The following is a 22,522-nucleotide window of genomic DNA, read 5'->3' on the forward strand; positions in this document are numbered from 1 at the left end:
CATGCCGCGCATCGTCTGTGTAGCCGGGGCGCGCCCCAACTACATGAAGATCAAACCGGTGATGGACGCCCTGGAGCGCCGCGGCGCCGAGGTGGTCCTCGTCCACACCGGTCAGCACTACGACCCGTCGATGAACGACGTGTTCTTCGCCGACCTCGGCATCCGGCCACCCGACCGCTTCCTCGGGGTCGGCTCCGGCACCCACGCCGAACAGACCGGGCGCGTGATGACCGCGTTCGAGCCGCTGCTCGGCGAACTGGCCCCGGACGTCGTCGTGGTGGTCGGCGACATCAACTCCACGCTGGCCTGCGCCCTGGTCACCGCGAAGGCGGGGCCCCTGCTGGCCCATGTGGAGGCCGGTCTGCGCAGCCGCGACTGGACCATGCCGGAGGAGGTCAACCGGGTCGCCACCGACCGGGTCAGCGACTATCTGCTGGCCCCCTCCCCCGACGCCGTGGACAACCTGCGCGCGGAGGGCTATCGGGAGGACCAGATCCATCTGGTCGGCAACGTCATGATCGACACGTTGCTGGCCAATCTGGAGCGGGCCAGGTCCTCCGGCGTGCTCGACCGGTACGGCCTGGTGAGGGGCGAGTACGGCCTGGTCACCCTGCACCGTCCGGCCAACGTGGACGACCCCGAGGTGCTCACCGGACTGCTGAAGGCCCTGGGCGAGGTCGCCGGCCGCTGCCCGCTTTTGCTGCCCGTGCATCCGCGCGCGGCCGAGCGGCTGGCCGAGATCGGCGTCCCGGGCGGCGTCCGGCTCGTGCCTCCGGCCGGATACCTGGACTTCATCGCCCTGCAGGACGCCGCCCGTCTCGTACTCACCGACTCCGGCGGTGTGCAGGAGGAGACCACCGCGCTGGGGGTGCCGTGCGTGACCCTGCGGGACAACACCGAGCGGCCCATCACCGTAGAGCAGGGCACCAACCTGCTGGCCGGCCGTGATCCGGCACGGATCGTGTCCCTCGTGCACCGGGTACTGGACACACCGCCCGCGCCGCGCCGGCCCGAGCTGTGGGACGGCCGCGCCAGCGACCGCATCGCCGAGGTGCTGCTGGAGGGAGGCACGGCGAGCACCCGACCCAGACCGACCGACCGAGCGTTGCCCATATGATCCGCACGCACCATATGCTCGTCGAACGTCTGGTCGTAAGGGGGGACCACCATGGATCTCGCTGAGATCTTCCGGGTCATGCGCAGGCGCTGGTACGTCCTGCTGCCCGGACTGCTGCTGACCGCCTGTCTGACGGTCGCCGTGTCCCTGGTGGTTCCGGTCACCTACCAGTCGCAGAGCACGGTGGTCCTCCTCAACTCGCAGAAGGCCACCGTCGCCTACGACGGCAACCCCTTCCTCAGCACCCAGACCTCGCTCACCGGCATGGCCGACAGCCTGGCCCGCAACCTCAACTCCGACGTCTCCGTGCGCGTGCTCAAGTCCCGTGGCGCGACGGGCACGTTCGAGGCCAAGCTCGCCGACAACGCGCAGGGGCCGCTGATGTGGCTGACCGTCACCGGCACGGACAAGGCTGCCGTGCTGTCCTCGGACCGTCTGCTGACCGCGTACGCCAAGGAACGGCTCGACCAGTTCCAGAAGCAGCAGTCGGTCGCGCCGAAGGCCATGATCCGCATGACGACGATCGTGCCCCCGCAGAACCCGGTGGCGCAGACCAAGACCCGCCTGGAGTACCTGATCCTGGCCGGCCTCCTGGGCCTGGTGGTCAGCCTGGTCGCCGCGTTCTACGTGGAGGCGCGCCGCCGCTCGCGTACGCCGGCGGCGCCGCCGCGGGAAGCCGCGCCACCGCCCACCGCCCCGGACGCGGCGCAGGGCGAGCCGGTCGCCGAACGGACCATCGCCCTGCGGACGCAGCCCAGTTGGTCGCGGACCGCCGAGAACAGGACCGCGGCGGAGCCGAGGGCCGGGCGGTCCGCCACGGCCGTGGCGCCCGCCGCCGAGCCGCTCGACGAGGAGTCGACTCATGGACAGCGTTCGCACACCGGACAGCGGGACCGCTGAGCCGAGCGACACCCCCGCTCCCCCTTCCCTGGGCCGCAAGGTCGTCACGGCCGCCCGGTGGAGCCTGATCAACACCGTCGTCATGCGCCTCGGCAACTTCGCCACGGGCATCCTGCTGGCGCGCTTCGCGCTCGGACCGGCCGAGTGGGGCGTCTACGGCCTCGCCCAGACGGTGCTGCTGGTCCTGCTGTCCGCGAACGAGCTGGGCGTCGGCCTGGCCATCGTCCGCTGGGACGGCGACCCCCGCCGGTTCGCGCCCACGGTGCTGACCCTGGGCGCCGTGTCCAGCGGCCTGCTGTACGCCGCCATCTTCTTCGCCGCGCCCACGGTGGCCGGGCTGCTCGACTCGCCCGGCGCCTCGGGCGTCCTGCGGGTGATGTGCCTGTGCCTGGTGATCGACGGGGTGGCCCAGGTGCCCGCCGGGATCCTGACCCGCGAGTTCGCGCAGGGCAGGCGCATGGTCATCGACGCCCTCAACTTCGTCCTCAGCACCGCCGTCACCCTGGTCCTGGCGTTCGCCGGCTGGGGCGCGATGAGCTTCGCCTGGGGCGCGGTCGCCGGAAACGTCGCCGCCCTCGTCGGCTGCGCGCTGGCCGCCCCCGGTGCCCTGCGGTTCGGCTGGGACCCCCGACAGGCGCGCGCCCTGCTCAAGTTCGGGCTTCCGCTGGCGGGCGCGAGCCTGCTCGCCCTCGCCGTGGTCAACGTGGACACCATGGTCGTCGGTTCCTCCCTCGGCCAGACCGCCCTCGGCTTCTACGTCCTGGCGTTCAACATGTCGGGCTGGCCGGTGCGGATCATCTCCGAGGCCGCCCGCCGCGTCTCCTTCGCCGGCTTCTCCCGTCTCGCGGACTCCCCGCAGGCCCTCGCCCAGGGGTTCAGCCGCGCCCTGGGCGTCCTGGTGACGGGCACCGTGCCGCTGTGCGTCCTGCTGGGCGGCCTCGCCGCCCCGGTCGTCCACCTCGTCTACGGCAGCACCTGGGTGCCCGCCGCCGCCGCGCTGCCCTGGCTGATGGCCCTCGGGCTGGTCCGTATCGGCTGCGAACTCGCCTACGACTGCCTCGTCGCCGCCGGTCAGCGCCGCTCGCTCATCCTCGTCCAGGGACTCTGGGTCCTCGCCCTCGTCCCCGTCCTCGTCGTCGGCGCCCGCCTCGGCGGCATCGTCGGTGTCTCCCAGGGCCATGTCGTGGTCGCCGCCGCCCTGGTCGTCCCCGCGTTCCTCTACGCCCTCGGCAGGGCCGGGATCGGCCTCGCCCCCATCGCCCGGGCCTGTGCCTGGCCGTTCTTCGCGGGCGCCGTGATGACCCTGGTGCTGCTGACCGCGAAGTGGCTGCTCGGCGACGGCACCCCCGCTCTCCTCGGCACCGGCGCGGCGGCCCTCGCCTGCTACGCGGTGTGCGTACTGCCCAGCCGGCGCTACCTGCTCGGCTCCCGGACCCCGGAGACCGCATGACCAGGCTCCACCGCCGCCCGCTCGCCCGACCCGCTCTCACCCGTCCCGCCCTCGGCGTGCTGACCCTCGTGCTGTGCGCCGCCTGTTCGTCGGGCGGCGGGCCCACCCGGGCCGACCGCTCCCCGCACGCCCCGCGCACCTCCGCCGACCCCGGCCCGCCTCCCCCGCCTCCCACCAGCGTCTTATCCTCCTCCCCCGGGGCGGCCCCCAGCACGTCGACCGCTCCGCCCTCACGGCGTCCGACCCGTCGCCCGTCCGCGTCACCCCGGCCGGCCGGCTTCCCCGACGCCCGTACCACCGGTCCCCGCGTTCCCCTCACCCCGCACCGCACCGGCGACATGACCGTCAAGACCGACGGCACCGTCATCAGGGGGTGGGACCTCACCGGCTCGCTCGACATCTACGCGAACGACGTGACGATCATCGACTCCAGGATCACCTCCACCAACTGGTGGGGGGTCAACCTGCGCCCCGGGTACCACGGGCTGCGCGTCCTGCACAGCACCGTCACCGCGATCCCCGGCAAGGGCCCCGACAACGGCGGCGAGGACTACGCCGTCTCCAACATGGGCACCAGCTCGGTCGAGGTCGGCTGGTGCGACATCTCGGTCTTCGGCAACGCGCTGTCCATGGGGCAGGGGCACATCCACGACAACTACGTCCACGACCTCGTGCCCTTCCGCAACGCGGGCGGCGAGTGGCAGCACACCGACGCGGTGATCAGCGGGGGCGGCAACAAGGGCAGCCTGATCATCCGGCACAACACGTTACTCAACCCGGTCGCCGTGGACCGGGGAGCCTCCGCGAGCATCGGCCTGTTCGCCGACACCGGCCATGTCTCCAACACCGTGATCGACGGCAACCTGCTGGCCGGCGGCGCCTACTCGCTCTACGGCGGCGGCGACGGGGCCACCGGGATCACGGTCACGAACAACGTCTTCTCCACCCGCTACCACCGCAACGCCGGTGGCTACGGAGCCGTCGCCGCCTGGAACGCCGACGGCTCGGGCAACGTCTGGCGCGGCAACCGCTTGTCCGACGGCACCCCGATCACCCCCGAGCCGGACCGCTGAGGAAGAGGATCATGCGACGCATCGCCCGCGCCCCCTGGGAGCTCCTCAAGCGCGCCTTCGGCTGGCTCGTCCTGTTCGAGCTGCGCAACAAGGTCCTGCTCGCGCCGTCCGCGTTGCGGCTGCGCCGTCTGGAGACCGCCGAGGTCCGGCGTCTCGCGGCCGCCGGCGACCGGCCCGCCGCCCTGGTCGCCACCGTCATCGCCACCCATCGCCGCCCCGACGACCTGCGGGCGGCCGTCCGCTCGGCCCTGGCCCAGACCGTCCGCGACCAGGTCGTGGTCGTCGTCGACGACGGCGCCGGACTGCCCGAACTGCCCGCCGACCCCCGACTGTTCGCCGTCTCGCTGGCGCAAAACACCGGAGTCGCCGGCGTGGTGCGCAACGTCGGCATCCGCCTGACCCGCTCGCGGTACGTGGCGTTCCTCGACGACGACAACCTGTGGGAACCCGACCACCTGGAGCGCGCCCTCGCGGTCCTGGAGTCGCCCCAGGGTCCCGACGGCGTCTACACGGCGCTGCGCCGCGTCCTGCCGGACGGCACCGAACGGGATGTCCTGTCCGTGCCGTTCGACCGCCGCCGGGCCGCCAGGGAGTCGTTCCTGGACACCAACGCGTTCGTCGCGCGGCGCACCCGCGCCCTGCGCTTCAGCCGGCTGCGCCGCACGCCCGAGGTGATGCCGCGCGAGGACTGGGAGCTGGTCCGCCGCTACAGCCGCGGCCACAGCGTGCGCCACGTGCCGCACGCCACCGTGCGGTACCTGGTCAACCCCGCCAGCTTCTACACGACCTGGTCCGGCTGAGCCGTCCCGGCCGTGGCTCACGGGCCCGGTGTGGTCCGCAGCGCGCCCGGCCGGAGCAGGGCGGCCGCCGCCGCGCGGCTGGCCTCGCGGCCGAGCGCGGCCCGGGACGCCTCGCGCAGGAACACGGCGGCCCGGAAGCACGCCGTCGCGAGGGCGCCGTGGCGCCGCCCGTACAGCCGCACGCGGTTGAGGGTGAGCAGCCGCCACAGCCGGGGCGAGACCTGGGAGTCGCCGCCCAGGTGGACGGCCTCGGCCGTCGGCTCCAGCTGGGTGGCGTATCCGAGGTCCCGCGCCCGCAGGCAGTACTCGGTCTCCTCCGAGTACAGGAAGAACGACTCGTCCCACGGGCCGCAGGCGGTCAGGCAGCCGGCCGAGACGGCCATGAGCGCGCCGGTCGCCCAGTCCGCCCGGGTGGGCCGCCGGTACGCGGCGGGGTCGGTGACGAGCTCGCTGAGCGCCGGGAACCGGCCGGCCCTGCGGTTGCCGATGACGGCCTCGCCGAGCGCCCGGGACACGCTCGACTCGCGGCGCAGCGAGAAGTGGGGCGTGTCGTGGCCCTCCTCGTACAGGAGGGGGACGGCGATCCCCACGTCTCCGTCCAGGCGGTCGACGAGCCGCTTGGCGCAGCCCTGCCGCATCCGGATGTCGGGGTTGCAGATCAGGACGGCGCCGTGTCCGCCCTCCCACGCGCCGGCGGCCGCCAGCGCCGCGTTGATCCCGGCGGCGTACCCGGCGTTGCGGCCGGTCTGGACGACGGTGGCCTCGGGGGCCAGCGTGCGCAGCACGTCGACGGTGTCGTCGGCCGAGTCGTTGTCGGCGACGGCCAGTCGCCAGTCGAGCCCGGCCATGGCGTCGGCGAGCGAGGCGAGGAACCCGGGGAGCACCGAGGCGCTGTTCCAGGTGACGACGATGACGGCGACGGGACTCATCGGGACTCCACGAGTTGGGGCTGCGGGGGCTCGGCGGACGCGCGGGGGCCCGGGGCGGCGGTGGCGGCCGCTTCACGCCGGATGAACCCCAGGTAGCTGGCCCCCGCTCCCAGCACCAGGAAGAACATGCCGGCGAACATCGGGAAGCTCAGCGAGTCGAAGGTGGCGCTGCTGACCATGGCGACCACCGAGGAGGCGAAGAAGGCCTGCCCGAGTTCGCGGTCGGACTCCGTGCCGGCGAGCCGCCGGACGGCGCCGCCCTGGTGGATGCCGGTGACGAACAGGGTGAGCAGGGCGACCATGCCGAGCACGCCCATCTCGGCCAGGGACAGCATGTACTGGTTGTCGGTGAAGAAGTACAGGTCGGGGGTGAAGGTGCCGAACCCCCGTCCGAAGAAGGGGTGTTCCTTCAGGTAGGGCACGATCGCGCTGTACTTGACGGTGCGGGCCTGGGTGCTGCTGTCGGAGTTGGACAGGAACGAGGCGAACAAGCCCGTGATGGTGCCGATCAGGCCGGGCACGAGCACCTTGAAGACGGCCACGGAGGCGGTCATCACGCCGATCGCGGCCCAGCGCCGGGCCGGCTTCCAGCGCGGCACCATCACCAGGGCCACCAGCAGCAGCCCGATGATCGAGGTCCGCGACACCGACAGGGGCAGCGCGCCGGCCATGAGCACCACCGGCCCCCAGCGGCGCGCGGCGTGCAGGTGACGGCGCACCGGGTCCAGGGCCTGCTGGATCGCGAAGGGCAGCAGGATCGCCAGCATGCCGGCGAACTCCAGTGGCTGGGCGGTGGTGGCCCGGGGCCGGGTGAAGGCGCCGCGGTCCATGGCGGACACCTGGGCCACGCTGGTCTGGAGCCCGGGGATGTGGATGGAGTCGGCGATGTTGGTGGCGGCGAAGAAGTCGTAGAAGCCGATCGCGGCGACGACCGACCCCAGCACCACCAGGCGCCGCATCAGCACGTCGAGCCGACTGCGCTCCTGCACTCCGGCCGAGGTCAGCACGACCAGCGACACCCACACCAGGAAACCGATGAGGCCGCGGTCGGCGCCGAGGACCTCCTGGTGGGAGCTCTCGCGCAGCGCGTCGGCGACGTAGGCCGCGAGGACGGCCGCGCCGAGCACGCACAGCGCGACCCGGACGAGCCGGGTGCCTGGCGCGGGCAGGATGCGGCCGCCGAGCCAGGTCGCCAGGTACCAGAGCAGGCCGAGCAGGGCGAAGACGTTGGCCGGGGTGCCGACGCCGCCGAGCGCGGGCAGGGCCAGGTTGGAGGGGATGAACAGGGCCAGCACCAGGTAGACGGTGAGGATCGCGGTGGCGTCGACGCGCCGGCCCAGCGCGCCCGTGCGCAGCCGGCCGGGGCCGCGGGGCCTGCGCTCGCGTGGTGCGGCGTTCCTGGCGGGCCTGCGGCGGCGGACCACCGCGACGCCCTCCATCAGGATCGACAGCAGGAACGCGCTGACGACGCCGAGGATGACGACGGCCGCGATGTCCTGGTAGCGGCTCTTTGACTTCGCCACAGGGGTCTGCGGCAGTACGACGGGCGCGGTCTGCACGAAGTAGGCGGGCGGGACCTTGGCGGCGGCCTGCAGGGCGCTGAGCTGTTCGCCGGCGAAGGTGGTCAGGGTGTTGGTCTCCCTGAGCACCTTCGCCCGGTCGGTTCCGGTGACGCTGAGCATGAGCAGCGGGCTGTCGCTGGCCGGAGCGAACCCGGCGGTGTAGGGGTCGGTGACACCCCGGCCGCGCAACTCCTTGGCGGCGTCGTTGGATTCGAGGGTCCGGATCAGGACGTCGGCGGTGACGATGAGCGAACCGCCCGCGTTCGAGATGGGGTTGCCGAAGGTCGGCGCCAGCCGGGCCACCGCCGAGGAGTCGAGCAGGGCGACCGAGCTCTGCGACTGGTAGGAGACCGGCACGGTGACGTACAGGTACGAGCCGCCGAGCAGACTGAGCAGGGTGAAGGGCACCATGAAGTACCAACGCCTGCGCAGAATGGCCCATATCTCACCGAGGCTCACGAACCGTCCCTCCATTCGGTGGCATGCCGCCGTGCGTCCTGCCAGTATCGGGAGTGACGGAAGGAACCCGTATGTCGCCTGGGAACGTCGCCGACGCGCTGCTCCGCCGCTGGTACGTCGTGGTGGTCGCACTGCTGCTGACGGCGGCCGGTGCGTACCAGGTGGTCCGTCCCGCCCCGCAGTACGTGGGCTCCGCGGTGGTCGTCCTCAAGCCGCCAGTGACGCGCAACCAGCCCAACCAGTACACCAATCTGCTGCCGCCGCTCGCCGTGGTCTCCTACGCGGCCGTCCAGCAGTTGCAGTCCCCGGCCGGCACCGAGGAGCTGCGCGCCGCGGGTGTCTCGGGGACGTACCACCTGATCCCCCGCAACAGCGGCACCAGCGCGACGCCCCGCTATCTGATCCCCTCCCTGCAGGTGCAGTCGCAGGCGTCCGGTGCCGACGCCGCCGTCACGGCGGTGCGCCGCATCATCGACGTGTACACCCGGCATGTCGACGCGATGCAGTCGGCGCAGGGCGTCGCGGACGGCTCGCGGATCACCGCCTCGGTCCTGACCTCGCCCAGCGCCGCCGAGGTGCAGGGTGACAAGAGCCGGGGTCTGGCGGGCACGGCCCTGCTGGGCCTGACCGCCGGCGTGCTGGGGGCGCTGTGGCTCGACCGGTACCTGATGGGCCGCCGGGAGGCCCCGCGCCGCCGGCACACCGCCGCGGTCCCCGCGGCCCACTGAGTCGGACTGCCGGATCATCAGATGCCGCGGCGCTTCCAGGACTCCCACCACAGCTGCTCCCGGCCGCGCTCGGCGACGGCCGACCAGACGAGGGGCTGCAGGTAGGGCATGGCCTTGGGGCCGATCCGTCTGCGCAGCCGCAGGGCGCGGTACTCGGGCAGCGCCCGGTAGCCCGGCAGGCACTCCTCGGCGAACGCCACGCAGTCGTCGACCGGCACGATGCCGGTTCGGCCCCGGTCGTAGGCCCGGTAGGCGCGGCGCAGCGCGAAGCGGGCGAGCCGGGTGTGGACCTGCTCGGCGAGGCGGTCGGCGTGCGGCAGCCGGTCGGCGCACTTGGCGAGGACGGAGTCGAACGCGACGAGGCGCTGGCGCAGGTCGTCGAGCTGGCCGCCGAAGTCGGTGGTGGACATGTTCTTGCCGTGGACGCGGTAGAAGGCCTGGTCGGCGCCGCGGACGTAGCCGACGTCGGCGTGCGCGGCGAGCCGCATCCACATCTCGATGTCACCGGCGTGCGGCAGGGCCGGGTCGTAGCCGCCGACGGTGCGCTGGAGGCTGGTGCGGACGACGACCTCCGGTGAGGTGATGCAGCCGGTGCCCTCGCGGAAGCGCCGCTCCAGCCACCAGTGGCCGGGGTAGACGACCGAGCCGGTGCCGCGGGTGCGGGCCTTGGGCAGGGGTCCGCCGTGCCGGAAGCGCAGGGGGCGTCCGTAGGCGAAGCCCGCCTCGGGGTGGGCGTCGAGCAGCGCGGCGGCCCTGACCAGCGCGCCCGGGACCAGCCGGTCGTCGGCGGACAGGAGCGCGACGTAGTCGCCGTCGGCCCACTCCAGGAGACCTTCGTTGTAGGTGGCGATGTGGCCCTTGTTGGTCGTGTGGGCGACGACCTCGATGCGCGGGTCGGCGGCGGCCAGTTTGTGCGCGACCTCCGCCGAGTCGTCGGGCGAGGCGTCGTCGATGATGAGCACGCGGACGTCGACACCGTCCTGCTCGTCCAGGACGCTGCTCACGCAGTCGGCGAGGAAGTGGCCGTACTTGTAGCAGGGGATCACAACACTGACGCTGCTCATCGGGTGGATGCCAATCCCCGGTGGCGGCCCGTGCCGAGTCGGGCGTGGGCCGCCACCGGTGCGTTCTGACGGGTCAGTTCTTCTTCTTGTGGACGGTCTTGCCGGTCAGGGTCCAGCTCTGGGACTTCACCGTGTGGCGGTGCTTGTCCCTGGCCGTGACCGTGACCTTGAACCGGGTGCCGTCCGGCAGCGGGGCGGACAGGTGGACGGACGCCTTGTGGGTGGCCCGGTCGTAGGACACGACGGCCGTCACGTGGAGCTTCCTCGCTGCCTTGGGGCCCTTCAGTACGGTCACGCTCGCCTTGACGGACGACACCGCGGCCGTGTCGGGCACGGACATCACGAGGGCGCCCGCCGCGTCGGCGGTGTGGGCCACCGAGGAGGTGGGCACCTCCGACGCCTTGGCGCTCGCCAGGGACGCGCTCGGGTTGTCGGCGGTGAAGACGGGGCCCACCCAGTAGTTCGCGGAACCGTAGGAACCGTTGGGGAAGGCCGGGTCGGCACCGTAGCGGTACAGCCCGTTGTGATGCGCGGTGGTGTCGGCCGTGGCCGTGAGCGGGTACGACTGGTGGGCGCCGGCGAAGTAGCCGCCGTCCACGGCGTAGTGCCCGTTCGGGGCGTGGTAGGAGACGACGTACGGGGTGCCGGCGGTGACGGCCACGGGAGTGGCGAAGGTGAGTGTCTGCCAGCCGGACGCCGTCTCGTTGGTGAAGGTGCCGGTCGCCAGCAGCGCGCCGGCGTCGGACCACAGGCTGCCGGTGTGGGTACCGGTGTTCCCGGTGCCCTTGTAGAAGGTGACGCCGGTGATCCAGCCGTCCGCCGAGGACGTGAACCGGGTGCCCAGCTCGACGGAGTTGGTGTCCCCGGACATGTCGGTGGTGGCCGGCACCGCGGAGGAGCTCCACAGCGTGCACGGGCAGGTCACCGCGGGCGGGGTGGAACTGGTGGTGAAGGACCAGGTCACCGGGTCCGTCATGGCGTTGCCCCACACGTCGGAGGCCTGGACGGAGGCGGTGTACGCGGTGTGCAGGGCCAGCTGCGTGGACGGTGTGAAGACCGCCTTGTTCGACGCGGGGTAGGTGAGGGCGCCCGGTACGGCGTCGCCGTCCGCGTCCTTCACGGTGAGCCTCACGCTGTCGGTGTCGACGGCCGAGCTGAAGGTGGCCGACACCGGGGCGGTGATGGAGGTGGCGGTCGCTCCCGAGGTCGGGGAGGTCGACGTGACGGTGGGCGGGGTGGTGCTGGCCGTCGAGGTGTCCAGCACCACGTCGACCCAGTAGTTGCTGCCGGAGGACTGGGAGGACGGGAAGGCGCTGGTCGAGCCGTAGTGGTAGACGCCGTTGCCGCCGTCGGTGCCGGACTTCAGCGCGGTCAGCGGAGCCAGTCCGGCGTCGCCGCCGGAGAAGTAGCCGCCGTCGTAGGAGTATCCGCCGTTGGGGGCGAAGTACGAGGCGACGTATGTGGTGTTGGCCTTGACGGTCACCGGGGTGGCGAAGTTCAGCTGCTGCCAGCCGGACGCCGTCTCGTTGGTGAAGGTGCCGGTGGCCAGGCGGGTGCCGGAGGCGGTCCACAGGCTGCCGGTGTGGGTCCCGGTGTTGGCGGGCGACTTGTAGAAGCGGACACCGGTGATGGAACCGGCCACCGTGGTGCGGAACTTGGCGCCGAGTTCGACGGAGCTGCCGTCACCCGCGTTGACGGTGCCCGGCACGGCGGAGGCCGGCCAGACGGTGCAGGGGCATGCCTGGGGACCGACGGTGACCGGCAGGGTGGTGACGGCGCCGATGTTCACGCTGTCGTCGACCGCGCGGACCTTGATGGACGCCGCGCCCGGGGTGGTCGGGGTCCAGGTGTAGCTCCAGGACGCCAGGCCGGTGGCGGCCTTCCAGGTCGTGCCGCCGTCCGTGGACACCTCGACGCGGGCCACCACGCCGCCCGAGTCGGTGGCGGTGCCCTTGACGGTGACCGGCTTCAGCGCCGGGACGGTGACCCCGGAGGCCGGGCTGGTCACGGTGACGGACGGGCCGGTGGTGTCGCTGGAGGCCGTGGCGGCGACCAGGTTGCTCTGCCGGGTCAGCGGCTGGACGCCCATGTCGGCGAGCACGTTCAGCGTCGCCTGCTGCATCCGGGAGTCCTCGGTGACCACCGTGTCGTCGGGGTTGTACGTCGGGATGTTGGTCAGGCCCCACGACCACTGGACGGTGCCGGTGCCGAACACCAGGGCCCCGGAGGTCTGGTCGCGGAACTCGACGAGGTTGTGCGTGGCGGTGCCGTTGCCGTAGACGTTGCCCCAGTCCATGCGGAGCTTGCCGTCGTTGATGTCGACCGTGGTGGACGACACGTCGATCGCTCCGGCGGGCCGGGTGCTGTTGTCCAGGTCGCTGTCCCACTCGTAGCCGAGGGTGCCGGTCGGGAAGGTGGCGGTCTGCCCGGAGCTGAGGCCCGCGATGGAGGTGTTGCGCCAGATCCGGTTCCTGCCGTACGAGCCGGGGACGGTGATGGCGTCGCTGCGGTAGCCGTTCACCGTGAACATGGAGCCGGTGAGGATGTTCGGCGGCTGGTAGTCCTGCCCGTAGTCCTTGCCCGCCGGGTCCATCCAGGTGCCGGTCCAGCTTCCGCTGGGGTCGGCTGTGCCGTTGTTCTGCGCCATCTTGGTCATCTTGTAGCAGACCAGGGTGCGGTTCGCGGTGTTCGCGCCGTCGATGCTGGAGGCGAGCCGGGTCTTCCAGAAGACCTCGTTGCCGCTGAAGAAGCCCTCGCGCAGGCCGGCCTTCCGGGCGGCCAGGACGTTGGAGTACTGGCTCTGCGTCCAGTACTCGTCGTGCCCGGAGGACAGGTACACCTTGTGGTTCTTCAGCAGGGTCGCGCCGTTGGTGGACACGTCGACGCCGGAGAGGTAGCTGACGTCGTAGCCGTTGCGCTCCAGCCAGGACAGCATCATGAACTCGGAGCCGTAGATTCCGTTGTCGCCGCCGATGTCCAGCGGCCGGTTGTAGCTGACCTCGTAGGCGCGGCCGTCCGGGGCGGGCCCGGTGCCGCCGTAGAGGTCCTGGCCGCCGTAGTCGTTGTACGCCTGCCAGGTCTGGTCGCTGGTCTGCACGACGACGTCCGAGGTACTGGAGTCCTTGCGGACGACGAACGGGTACGGCATGAGTCCGTCGCCGTCGGCCTGCGTCAGATTGGCGATGTACAGTCCGGACACGGCGTCGCTGGGCACGGTCCAGCTCGCGGTGACGGGCCAGTTGCCGCAGTCGACCAGCCCCGTGGTGCTCTTGGTGGCGCAACCGGCGGGCTTGGTCAGGTAGTTGGCCGGGTAGGTGATTGCCGCCTGCGCCGCGGTCGACATCTCGCGCGCGCCGTCGCCGCCGTACCAGCCGAGCCGGTAGATCTCGATGCGGTACGGGGTCTTCGATTGGACCTTGAACTGGACGGTGTCGCCCGCCTGCACGCTCTCCTTGGTACTGAAGCCCTTGATGTCGCCATAGGCGTTGGGCGAGAACCAGTCGGACTTGGGGCTGCCCGGCTTGGAGTTCTCGCACACGACGGGGTTGGAGCCCGTTCCGCACGGATCGGATGCCGCTTGCGCGGTGACGGCCCCTGGGAGCACCGCCCATACCAATGCTGCCACGACGGCGAGGCGGCCGCCCCGGATCCGTCTGCTCCATCTGTTCATGTGTACCTCTCAGCGGTGCTGTGCAGGGCCGACCCGTGCGGTCGGAGTGGTGCGGTGAAACCGGGGACCGGTCAGCCGCGGAGCGCGTCGGCCAGCGCGTCCACGACCCGCTGCTGCTGGTCGGGGTTGATCTGCGGGTACAGCGGGAGCGACAGGATCCGCTCCGCCGCCTTCTCGGCGTGGGGGAACTCCCCGCGGGAGTGGCCGAGATGGCGGTACGCCGGTGTGAGGTGGACCGGCGCCGGATAGTGCACCCCGGCGCCGATGCCCTCCGCGTTGAGCTTGCCCACGACGTCGTCGCGGTCCGTGTCGGCGACCTGGATCACGTAGAGGTGCCAGACGTGGACGTTGCCGGGCGCGGTCGTCGGGAGGACGACCCGGCCGGCCGCAGCGAGGTCGGCGAGGAGGGCGTCGTAGCGGGCCGCGGCGGCCCGCCGGGCCGCGTTGCTGGCCGCCAGCCGCGCCAGTTTGGCGCGCAGGACGACGGCCTGGAGACCGTCGAGGCGGCTGTTGAAACCGGGGACGTCGTGCCGGTACTTGGCGACACCCCCGTGGTTGGCGATCGCGCGCACCAGTCCGGCCAGGTCCTCGTCGTCGGTGAGCACCGCGCCCGCGTCGCCGTAGGCGCCCAGGTTCTTGCCCGGGTAGAAGCTGGTGGCGGCGATGGTGCCGCTGCCCGGGGTACGGCCGTCGCGGGTGGCGCCCTGGCACTGTGCGGCGTCCTCCACGATCCTTACTCCGTCGGGCAGTCGCGCCGCGAGCGCGGTGACGTCGGCCATCTGGCCGTAGAGGTGGACGGGGACGACCGCGCGGGTGGCCGGGCCCACAGCGTCCAGCGCGGCCCGAGGGTCGAGCAGGAGGCTGTCGGGCAGACAGTCCGCGAGGACCGGCCGCGCACCGGTCCTGGCCACCGCGCCCGCGGTCGCGATGAAGGTGTTGGCCGGCACCACGACCTCGTCCCCGGCCCCGACTCCGACCGCGCGCAGGGCGAGTTCGACGGCGTCGGTGCCGTTGGCGACCCCCACGCAGTGGGCGACGCCGCCGAAGTCGGCGTACTCGCGCTCGAACCCGCGCACCTCGTCGCCGCCGATGAACGCGGTGCCCGCCAGCACCCGTTCGAATCCTGCCCGGACCTCGTCGGCGACCTCCTCATGGGCCGCCTTGAGGTCGACAAGCGGAATCTGGTTCATGTGGCCGGTCCCCCCGTTGTTCGTGTCACCAGTTCGTCGAGCGCCGGCGCGCCCGCCGTGCGCAGCCGCCGGGCCGGGCTGCCCGCCCAGACCTCGCCCGGCGGAATGTCGCCGAGCACCGTGCTCCCCATGCCGACCAGCGACCAGGCGCCGACCGTCGTGCCCTCCCGGACCAGGGCGCCGGAGCCCACGTAGGCGCCCCGTTCCAGTCGGACTCCCCCGCCGAGCCGGACACCGGCGGCGAGCGTGGCGCAGTCCTCGACCACGTCGTCGTGGGTGAGCACGGCGTGCGGCATCACCGCGACGTGCGCGCCCACCCGTACGGCGGCGGTCAGGACGCAGTGCGCCAGCAGGACCGAGCCGGGCCCGACCTCGGAGGTCGACGACACCGCCGCCGTCGGGTGCAGCACGGTGGCGTAGCGCTCGGCGGGCAGGCCGAGTCGGCGCACCAGACGGGCGCGGGCCGCGTAGTCCCGGGGATTGCCCACGCAGACCACGACCCGCGCCCCGGGCAGGTCGTGGACGACGTCGCAGCCGCCCAGGACGGGCACGCCGTCCACCTCGGTGCCGTGCAGGGCGGCGTTGTCGTCGAGGTGCCCGAGCAGCTTCGTCTCGCCCGCGTCGCGTACGGCCTGCGCGGTCTCCCGGGCGAAGCCGCCGGCGCCGACGATCAGGAGTTCGCTCATGGGCCGGCCTGTTCGCGCAGCACCGCGACCACCCGGTCCTGCTGGGCCTCGGTCATCGTGTGGAACAGCGGCAGGATCAGCGAGTCGCGGCTGATCCGCTCGGTGATCGGCAGCGGTGCCGCGGGATGGCCGGCGTAGGCGGGTTCGAGGTGCGAGGCCATGATGCCGCGGCGGGCGGAGACGCCGGCCGCGGCGAGCGCGGCGAGCAGGTCGTCCCGGCCGACGGGGAAGTCCTCGGCCAGCAGCACCCAGTAGGACTGGAAGTTGCTCTGCCCGTGGGCGGGGTCGCGGACCGGGGTGAGCCCGGGGACGTCCCGCAGCAGCGTCTCGTACCGGGCCGCCAGTGCTCGGCGGCGGGTCACCATGGCGTCGAGCTTGCCGAGCTGGACGAGGCCGATCGCCGCCTGGACGTCCGTCATCCGGTAGTTGAAGCCGACCTCCAGGTAGCTCTCCAGGACGGGCTTGTCGCTGGCGTGCCGCTCGGCCGCCGAGGCGTTCATGCCGTGCTCGCGCAGCCGGCGCAGGCGGGCGGCCCACTGGGCGTCGTCCGTGGTGATCATGCCGCCCTCGCCGGTGGTGACGACCTTGCGGGGGTGGAAGGACCAGGCGGCCAGCAGCGCGCCGTGCCCGACGGGTTTGCCGCCGGCGGTGGAGCCGATGGCGCAGGCCGCGTCCTCGACGAGCGGGAGGTCCCATTCGGCGCAGGCGGCGCGCAGGGCGGCCACGTCGGCCGGCACGCCGCCCTGGTGGACGGCGAGCACGGCCTTGGTGCGTGGGGTGCGGACCGCGTCCACGGTGGCCCCGGTCAGGTTGCCGGTGGTCGGGTCCACGTCCGCGAAGACGGGCTCGGCCCCCACGTAGCGGACCGCGTTGGCGGTGGCGATGAACGACAGCGAGGGCACCACGACCTCGTCGCCGGGGCCGAGGCCGAGCGCGACGAGCGACAGGTGCAGGGCGGTGGTGCACGAGCTGACGGCGATGCCGTGCTCGGCGCCCACCCGCTCGGCGAAGGCCCGCTCGAAGGCGGCGACCCGGGGGCCCTGGGCGACCCAGCCGGACAGCACGGCGTCGGACGCGGCGCGGGCCTCCTCCTCGCCGAGCCAGGGGATCATCACCGGGATGCGGTCCGTGCTCATCGCGCGGCACCCTCCGTGGCGGCGGCGTCGGCGGCGCGCTCGGCGCGCCACCAGTCCACGAGGTCGCGCAGGCCCGTGCGCAGGTCGATCCGGGCCTCGAAGCCGAGCCGTTCGGCCGCCCGGCCGGTCTCGGCGAGCCGCCGTACGACCCCGTTCACCGCGCGGGCGGGTCCGTGCTCGGGGGCCAGACCGGAGGCGCCCATCGCCTCCAGCAGGCCCTCGGCGAGTTCCTTCAGCGAGGTCTCGGTGCCGCTGGCGACGTTGAACACCTCGTCGGTGAGGTCCGACTCGGCGGCCAGCACGTTGGCCCTGGCGATGTCCCGGACGTCGACGAAGTCCATGGTCTGGCTGCCGTCGCCGAGGATCAGCGGCGCCTCACCGGACTCGATGCGTTCCATCCAGCGGATGAGCACCTCGGTGTAGAGGCCGTGGATGTCCATGCGGGGGCCGTAGACGTTGAAGTACCGCAGGGCCACGTAGTCCAGGCCGTACATGGCGTGGAAGCTGCGCAGCATGCCCTCGTTGAACGCCTTGGCCGCGCCGTAGAACGTGTCGTTGTTGTACGGGTGGTGGCGTTCGGTGGTCGGGAACTCCTCGGCCATGCCGTAGACGGACGCCGAGGACGAGGCGATCACCTTGCCCACGCCGGCCTCGACCGCTGCCTCCAGGACGTTGAAGGTGCCGTCGACCATCACCTCGTTGGCGAGCCGGGGTTCCTCCGCGCACTGCGTGATGCGGATCGCGGCGAGGTGGAACACCAGGTCGGCGCCCTCGGTGACCTTCCGTACGGTGGCGGCGTCCCGGATGTCGCCCTCGACGACCTGGACGGCGCCGCTGCCCAGGGCCTTGGCGAGGTTGCCCATCCGCCCGCGCACGAAGTTGTCGAGCACGACGATCTCGCGGGCACCGCCCTCGGCCAGGAGGTCGACGAGGTTCGAGCCGATGGTGCCCGCCCCTCCGGTGACCAGGATCTTCTTGCCACGTACCTTGCTCAACTGCATGGCCCTCTCGGTGGGTTGAACGGTCAGTGCCCGGCGCGCAGGCCGACGACGGCGCCGCGGAACTCCAGGCTCCGGGAGGCCGCTTCGAGGATGTCCAGGACGCGCAGGCCCGCGCGGCCGTCGGTCAGCGGTGCCCGTTCGTTCCGGATCGCGTCGGCGAACTCGTCGACCATGCTGCGCAGCGCTTCCTTCTCGCCGATCGCGGGGGCGACCATGTCGCCCGAGCGGTACGAGACGAGCATCTCGCGGCGCTCGTCGGCGCCGATCTCCTGCGGTGCGGCGAGGTCCACCCCGCGGTCGTAGACCGACACGCGCTGGAGCGGGTTGAGGTCGTCCCAGAGCAGGGTGCGCTTGGCGCCGCCCACCATGGTGGTGCGCACCTTGGTCGGGGAGAGCCAGTTGACGTGCACGTGAGCGATGGCGCCGGTGTTGAGCTGGAGGGTCAGATAGGCCACGCAGGCCTGGCCGGCGCCGATCGGGTCGGCTCCGTGGGCGGCGACGGCGACCGGTTCGACGTGGTCGGGGAGGATGAAGTCCAGGATGGACAGGTCGTGCGGGGCGAGGTCCCACAGGACGTCGATGTCCTTCTGGACGAGGCCGAGGTTGATCCGGACCGAGTCGACGAAGTGGATCTCGCCGAGCTCTCCGGAGCGGACCAGTTCGCGGATGCGGCCCACGGCGGGCGTGTAGCAGTAGGTGTGGTCGCACATGAGGGTGAGGCCGCGCTCCTCGGCCTCGGTCACCAGGCGCATCCCGTCGGCGTACGTCGCCGCGAGGGGCTTCTCCACCAGGACGTGCTTGCCGGCGCGCAGGGCTTCCAGGGCGATGTCGAGGTGGGTGCCGGCCGGGGTGGCGACGGCGACGGCGGCCACGGACGGGTCGGCGAGGACGGCCGCGTAGTCCGAGGTGGCCTGGACCGTGGAGTAGCCGCCGAGCACCCGCTGGGCACGGTCCACGTCGAGGTCGCACAGCCAGCGCAGCCGGAACCGGTCGCTGGCCTGGAAGTTGCGTACGAGGTTGGGGCCCCAGTAGCCGGCCCCGACGACGGCGACCCCCAACGGCTCGGTGCTGTGCGTCACTTGCTTCCTCTTCCGTCGGTCCATCAGTAGGCCCCCGTGCCTCGCACCACCGCGGACCCGGTGCGCAGCAGGATCGTCAGGTCGAGACTCATCGACCAGTTGTCCACGTATCCGAGATCAAGCCGAACGGCCTCGTCCCAGGGCAGGTCGGAGCGGCCGCTGACCTGCCAGAGCCCGGTGAGGCCGGGCTTCACGAGCATCCGGCGCTTGATGTCCGGCGTGTACTCCTCCACTTCCCGGGGCAGCGGCGGGCGCGGGCCGACGAGCGACATGTGGCCCTTGACCACGTTGATGAGCTGCGGCAGTTCGTCGAGCGAGCTGCGGCGCAGCAGCGAGCCGACCCGGGTGACCCGCGGGTCCTCCTTGACCTTGAACAGCAGGCCGTCGCTGTTCTGGTTGAGGTGCTCGAGTTCGGCCCTCAGGGCCTCCGAGTCCGGCCGCATCGTGCGGAACTTGAGCATGGTGAAGTGGTCGCCGTACCGGCCCACGCGCTGCTGTCTGAAGAGTGCGGGACCGGAGCTGTCCAGCCGCACGATCAGGGCGATCAGCAGCATGGGAAGCGCGAGGAGCAGCAGGAGCGCCGCCGCGAAGGAACGATCCAGCACTTCCTTGGGCAGGCGGGAGAACCGGGAGAGGTTCGGCGCCTGGATCCGCAGCAGGGGCACCCCGTTGGTGGGGCGCACGGCGAGCCGTGGCGCGGACACGTCGGTCAGGACGGGGGCCAGCAGGAACTCGACGCCCTGCACGGCGGTGGTCCAGGACATCCGGCGCAGCACGGAGGCGTCGGCCTCCGGGACCGGCAGCGCGACCACGGTGGTGACGCGCATGACCCGGATGACGTCGTCCATGTCGCCGATGCCGCCGAGCACCGGCAGCCCCAGCCTGCGGACCGCCGAGGCGTTCTCCGGGTCGCTCAGACAGACCCCGGCGAGCTGGAGTTCCTGTGCGCCACCGCGCCGCAGGACCGCGACCAGTTCCACGATCCCGCGCGTGGGCCCGACCAGGAGGGTGGCGCTGCGGTCGCGGCCGCGTGCCCAGCGTCGGTGCAGCCGGCGGCGCAGCGTGTACCGGAGCGGCAGGGCTATCACGGCGGCCGCCGCTGCGGCCATGGTCATGTCATGAAGAAGGCCGGAACCGTGCGTGAACAGCCAGTACGCGACGGCCGCCAGGGCCGACAGGGCGGCGGCCCCGCGCAGCACGCGCCGGTACTCCTCGGTGCCGAGACCCAGGGTGCTGCGATCGTAGGACCGGTGGGCCACCATGGCCCCGATCCAGGCGGGCGGCAGCACCAGCGCCACCGCCCAGCGGCCGTAGACCGCGTGGATCAGAAGGGCCGCGACGACGGCGGCGAAGCCGTCCGCGACCAGTAGGACGACGCGGTACTTCTGTTCCCAACGTCTTCGACGTGTCTGTGGAGTTCGATCTTCCACAACCACTTGCTCATGCGTGACCTCAATGGTCATGCGCCCCCCACCACATGCGCGGCTACCCGTGACCGAAGTGCCCTGGACACAGCGGCACTGGAAAGCGAGGAGGCTTCAGCGGTTCCCCAACCGCCGCAGGCCCCCAGCATGCTGGTTACTACGGTCCAAAGGTTCAAATCCGTTCAACGGACCGGCTCATGACGCACAGTCAAGAACAAGTTCCCCACCCAAACCGGCCCGACGATCCTCAATCTAGACCACGCGGCGCAGCGGCGTGAACAGTTGGACGAAACACATGTCGCAATAGTGACACCGACGGCATACTGCCCAGGTGACGAGCATCGTGATCCCGGCCCACAACGAGGCGCGAGTCATCGGCCGGCTCCTCGACTCACTGTTGGCCGATTCCCGCGAGGGCGAGACGGACGGGACGGTCGAGACGGACGTCCACGAGCCGGACATCGTCGTGGTGTGCAACGGCTGCACCGACGACACGGCGCGCGTGGCGGCCGAACGCGGCCCGCGCGTACGGGTGGTGGAGATCCCCGTCCCCTCCAAACACACCGCGCTGCGCACCGGCGACGACCACGCGCGCGGCTTCCCGCGCGTCTACGTGGACGCCGACGTAGTACTCACGGACGCCGACGTACGGGCGCTGACCGCCCCCCTGCGCGACGAGACCTCCGGCGCCCTCGCCACCGCCCCCGCACGCCGGATTCCGCTGGCCGCCTGTGCTTGGCGGGTGCGCGCCTACTACCAGGTGTGGCAGCGGCTCCCCGCCGTCCGCGAGGGGCTGTTCGGCCGGGGCGTCATCGCCGTCTCGAAGTCCGGGTACGAACGGCTCGCCGCGCTCCCTCCGCTGATGGCGGACGACCTGGCCGCGTCCATGGCCTTCGCCCCGGAGGAACGGCTCGTGGTCGAGGCGGCCGGTGTCGTGATCCAACCCCCGCGCACCTGGAGTGACTTGATCAAGCGCCGCGTCCGGGCCGCGGTGTCCACGGCCCAGGTCGAACAGCAGCAGGCCGGGCAGCAGGGCGCGCCGCGCACCAGCAAGGCGGACCTGAAGGACCTGCTCCGCCGGGAGCCGAGGCTCCTGGCGGCTGTCGTGGTCTTCGTCGCGGCGGCCGTCGCCGCCCGGCGGAGGGCCGAAAAGGCCATCCGGGAGCGGGACTTCGGCACCTGGCTACGGGACGAGAGCAGCCGGCAGAACTGATCTCACCGCAGATCGCACCGCAGGTCCCACCGCACCAGGAGCTCCTTCTTGTACCTCACCGACCGTTCAGCGCCTCCGAAGGACGGCACCGGCCAGGGCCGGGAACGCGCCCCCGGGCGCAGGGTCGCCCCGGTCGTGCTCGTGCTCGGCACGGTCAGCCTGATCACCGACGTCTCCTCGGAGATGGTCACCGCCGTCCTGCCGCTCTACCTCGTCACCACGCTCGGCTTCAGCCCGCTGGGGTTCGGCACCCTCGACGGCGTCTACAACGGCGTCAGCGCACTGGTCCAGCTCACCGGCGGCCACCTCGCCGACCGGGTGCGCAACCACAAGCTGCTGGCCGGGCTCGGCTACGGCCTGTCCGCGCTGTGCAAACCGCTGCTGCTGCTCGCCGGCAGCATCGGCACGCTCGGCGCCGTCCTGGCCCTCGAACGCACCGGCAAGGGCCTGCGCACCGCCCCGCGCGACGCGATGATCTCGCTGTCCACCCGGCCCGAGAACCAGGGCCGGGCCTTCGGCGTGCACCGGGCGTTGGACACCACCGGGGCGATGCTCGGCCCGCTGGCCGCCTTCCTCATCCTGCGCACGGCGGTCGACGGCTACGACGCCGTGTTCGCCGTGAGCGCGTGCGTCGCCGCACTCGGCGTGCTCGTCCTGGTCCTGTTCGTCCCCGGCGGGCGACGGAACGCGTGGCCGGAGGCGGCGGGTCCGGGGGGCACGGGGCGGGACGGCACGGGTGCGCGGGGCGGAGGCGTGCCGGACGGGGAGTCGGACGCAGCGGGTGCGCGCGGCGGCCTTCCGTACGGCTCGGGCACTTGGGACGCCCGGCCGGGCGACGCGGGGGTGCGGGGCGCGCGGCTGGTCGACACGGGCGCGGCGGACGCCGGGCCGGGCGACGCGAGCGTGTGGAGCGCCCCGCCAGACGGCTCCGGCACCCGAGACGCCCGGCCTGACGACGCGGGCATGCGGGGCGCTCGCCCGGTCGGCACGGGTGCGGGGGACGCCGGGCCGGGCAGCGTTGGCGTACGGGACGGGGAGCCG

Annotated in this window: 18 protein-coding genes; 8 read left to right on the forward strand and 10 right to left on the reverse strand. The window is 72.2% G+C overall.

Annotated features, from left to right (window positions below; genetic code table 11):
- The first annotated feature begins 1 nt into the window (after position 1).
- The 5 genes from wecB to PV343_RS16565 all read left to right on the forward strand — a co-directional run bounded on the left by wecB (position 2) and on the right by PV343_RS16565 (position 5,340).
- On the forward strand, positions 2 to 1,117 hold the full coding sequence (gene wecB, locus PV343_RS16545; protein ID WP_319147669.1) for a non-hydrolyzing UDP-N-acetylglucosamine 2-epimerase: 1,116 nt from the start codon (positions 2 to 4) through the stop codon (positions 1,115 to 1,117).
- Between the two features lie 51 nt (positions 1,118 to 1,168).
- Positions 1,169 to 2,017 (forward strand): Wzz/FepE/Etk N-terminal domain-containing protein, encoded by an 849-nt coding sequence (locus PV343_RS16550; protein WP_319147670.1) that lies wholly within the window; start codon positions 1,169 to 1,171, stop codon positions 2,015 to 2,017.
- Positions 1,980 to 3,467: an oligosaccharide flippase family protein gene (locus PV343_RS16555; protein WP_319147671.1), complete on the forward strand. Its 1,488-nt coding sequence runs from the start codon at positions 1,980 to 1,982 to the stop codon at positions 3,465 to 3,467. Before PV343_RS16550 ends, PV343_RS16555 begins: the two co-directional genes overlap by 38 nt.
- Positions 3,468 to 3,805: 338 nt before the next feature.
- On the forward strand, positions 3,806 to 4,540 hold the full coding sequence (locus PV343_RS16560; RefSeq protein ID WP_319147672.1) for a hypothetical protein: 735 nt from the start codon (positions 3,806 to 3,808) through the stop codon (positions 4,538 to 4,540).
- Between the two features lie 11 nt (positions 4,541 to 4,551).
- Entirely contained in the window at positions 4,552 to 5,340 is a 789-nt protein-coding gene (locus PV343_RS16565) for a glycosyltransferase family 2 protein (protein WP_319147673.1), read from the forward strand.
- Between the two features lie 17 nt (positions 5,341 to 5,357).
- On the opposite strand, the gene PV343_RS16570 is transcribed toward PV343_RS16565, so the two are convergent.
- Together PV343_RS16570 and PV343_RS16575 are read right to left on the reverse strand one after the other, a co-directional pair.
- Positions 5,358 to 6,269, reverse strand: a complete 912-nt coding sequence (locus PV343_RS16570) for a glycosyltransferase family 2 protein (protein ID WP_319147674.1) — start codon at positions 6,267 to 6,269, stop codon at positions 5,358 to 5,360.
- Positions 6,266 to 8,290: an O-antigen ligase family protein gene (locus PV343_RS16575; RefSeq protein WP_319147675.1), complete on the reverse strand. Its 2,025-nt coding sequence runs from the start codon at positions 8,288 to 8,290 to the stop codon at positions 6,266 to 6,268. Before PV343_RS16575 ends, PV343_RS16570 begins: the two co-directional genes overlap by 4 nt.
- 71 nt (positions 8,291 to 8,361) lie before the next feature.
- Here PV343_RS16575 and PV343_RS16580 point away from each other — a divergent pair, with 71 nt between their 5' ends.
- Positions 8,362 to 9,018, forward strand: coding sequence for a hypothetical protein (locus tag PV343_RS16580; protein WP_319147676.1), 657 nt, complete (start codon positions 8,362 to 8,364; stop codon positions 9,016 to 9,018).
- Positions 9,019 to 9,035: 17 nt separating this feature from the next.
- Here PV343_RS16580 and PV343_RS16585 read toward each other — a convergent pair whose 3' ends face one another.
- The 8 genes from PV343_RS16585 to PV343_RS16620 form a co-directional block, all read right to left on the reverse strand.
- Positions 9,036 to 10,082 (reverse strand): glycosyltransferase family 2 protein, encoded by a 1,047-nt coding sequence (locus PV343_RS16585; RefSeq protein ID WP_319147677.1) that lies wholly within the window; start codon positions 10,080 to 10,082, stop codon positions 9,036 to 9,038.
- Between the two features lie 73 nt (positions 10,083 to 10,155).
- A complete protein-coding gene (locus tag PV343_RS16590; RefSeq protein WP_319147678.1) occupies positions 10,156 to 13,620 on the reverse strand; it encodes a DUF4082 domain-containing protein in 3,465 nt (1,154 codons plus the stop codon).
- Between the two features lie 203 nt (positions 13,621 to 13,823).
- On the reverse strand, positions 13,824 to 14,942 hold the full coding sequence (locus PV343_RS16595) for a DegT/DnrJ/EryC1/StrS family aminotransferase (protein ID WP_319147679.1): 1,119 nt from the start codon (positions 14,940 to 14,942) through the stop codon (positions 13,824 to 13,826).
- Positions 14,939 to 15,628 (reverse strand): acetyltransferase, encoded by a 690-nt coding sequence (locus tag PV343_RS16600; protein WP_319147680.1) that lies wholly within the window; start codon positions 15,626 to 15,628, stop codon positions 14,939 to 14,941. The genes PV343_RS16595 and PV343_RS16600 overlap by 4 nt, the downstream gene beginning before the upstream one ends.
- Positions 15,625 to 16,764, reverse strand: coding sequence for a DegT/DnrJ/EryC1/StrS family aminotransferase (locus PV343_RS16605; RefSeq protein ID WP_319147681.1), 1,140 nt, complete (start codon positions 16,762 to 16,764; stop codon positions 15,625 to 15,627). The genes PV343_RS16600 and PV343_RS16605 overlap by 4 nt, the downstream gene beginning before the upstream one ends.
- Positions 16,761 to 17,765 (reverse strand): NAD-dependent epimerase/dehydratase family protein, encoded by a 1,005-nt coding sequence (locus PV343_RS16610; protein WP_319147682.1) that lies wholly within the window; start codon positions 17,763 to 17,765, stop codon positions 16,761 to 16,763. The genes PV343_RS16605 and PV343_RS16610 overlap by 4 nt, the downstream gene beginning before the upstream one ends.
- Positions 17,766 to 17,788: 23 nt before the next feature.
- On the reverse strand, positions 17,789 to 18,844 hold the full coding sequence (locus PV343_RS16615; protein ID WP_319147683.1) for a Gfo/Idh/MocA family protein: 1,056 nt from the start codon (positions 18,842 to 18,844) through the stop codon (positions 17,789 to 17,791).
- 23 nt (positions 18,845 to 18,867) lie between these two features.
- Complete coding sequence (locus PV343_RS16620; protein WP_319147684.1) at positions 18,868 to 20,274, reverse strand: sugar transferase; 1,407 nt, start codon at positions 20,272 to 20,274, stop codon at positions 18,868 to 18,870.
- Positions 20,275 to 20,599: 325 nt separating this feature from the next.
- Between PV343_RS16620 and PV343_RS16625 the strand changes: the two genes are divergently transcribed.
- Together PV343_RS16625 and PV343_RS16630 are read left to right on the forward strand one after the other, a co-directional pair.
- Positions 20,600 to 21,481, forward strand: a complete 882-nt coding sequence (locus tag PV343_RS16625) for a glycosyltransferase (protein WP_319147685.1) — start codon at positions 20,600 to 20,602, stop codon at positions 21,479 to 21,481.
- Between the two features lie 48 nt (positions 21,482 to 21,529).
- On the forward strand, positions 21,530 to 22,522 hold a 993-nt coding region (locus tag PV343_RS16630; protein ID WP_319147686.1), incomplete at its 3' end, for an MFS transporter.

It is taken from the genome of Streptomyces sp. WI03-4A, from assembly GCF_033792105.1.
GTDB lineage: Bacteria > Actinomycetota > Actinomycetes > Streptomycetales > Streptomycetaceae > Streptomyces > Streptomyces collinus_A.

Bases quoted from the DNA above. Each gene is read 5' to 3' on its own strand.
- wecB (WP_319147669.1), top strand. From the start codon at position 2: ATGCCGCGCATCGTCTGTGTAGCCGGGGCGCGCCCCAACTACATGAAG.
- PV343_RS16550 (WP_319147670.1), top strand. From the start codon at position 1,169: ATGGATCTCGCTGAGATCTTCCGGGTCATGCGCAGGCGCTGGTACGTC.
- PV343_RS16555 (WP_319147671.1), top strand. From the start codon at position 1,980: ATGGACAGCGTTCGCACACCGGACAGCGGGACCGCTGAGCCGAGCGAC.
- PV343_RS16560 (WP_319147672.1), top strand. From the start codon at position 3,806: ATGACCGTCAAGACCGACGGCACCGTCATCAGGGGGTGGGACCTCACC.
- PV343_RS16565 (WP_319147673.1), top strand. From the start codon at position 4,552: ATGCGACGCATCGCCCGCGCCCCCTGGGAGCTCCTCAAGCGCGCCTTC.
- PV343_RS16570 (WP_319147674.1), bottom strand. From the start codon at position 6,269: ATGAGTCCCGTCGCCGTCATCGTCGTCACCTGGAACAGCGCCTCGGTG.
- PV343_RS16580 (WP_319147676.1), top strand. From the start codon at position 8,362: ATGTCGCCTGGGAACGTCGCCGACGCGCTGCTCCGCCGCTGGTACGTC.
- PV343_RS16585 (WP_319147677.1), bottom strand. From the start codon at position 10,082: ATGAGCAGCGTCAGTGTTGTGATCCCCTGCTACAAGTACGGCCACTTC.
- PV343_RS16595 (WP_319147679.1), bottom strand. From the start codon at position 14,942: ATGAACCAGATTCCGCTTGTCGACCTCAAGGCGGCCCATGAGGAGGTC.
- PV343_RS16600 (WP_319147680.1), bottom strand. From the start codon at position 15,628: ATGAGCGAACTCCTGATCGTCGGCGCCGGCGGCTTCGCCCGGGAGACC.
- PV343_RS16605 (WP_319147681.1), bottom strand. From the start codon at position 16,764: ATGAGCACGGACCGCATCCCGGTGATGATCCCCTGGCTCGGCGAGGAG.
- PV343_RS16610 (WP_319147682.1), bottom strand. From the start codon at position 17,765: ATGCAGTTGAGCAAGGTACGTGGCAAGAAGATCCTGGTCACCGGAGGG.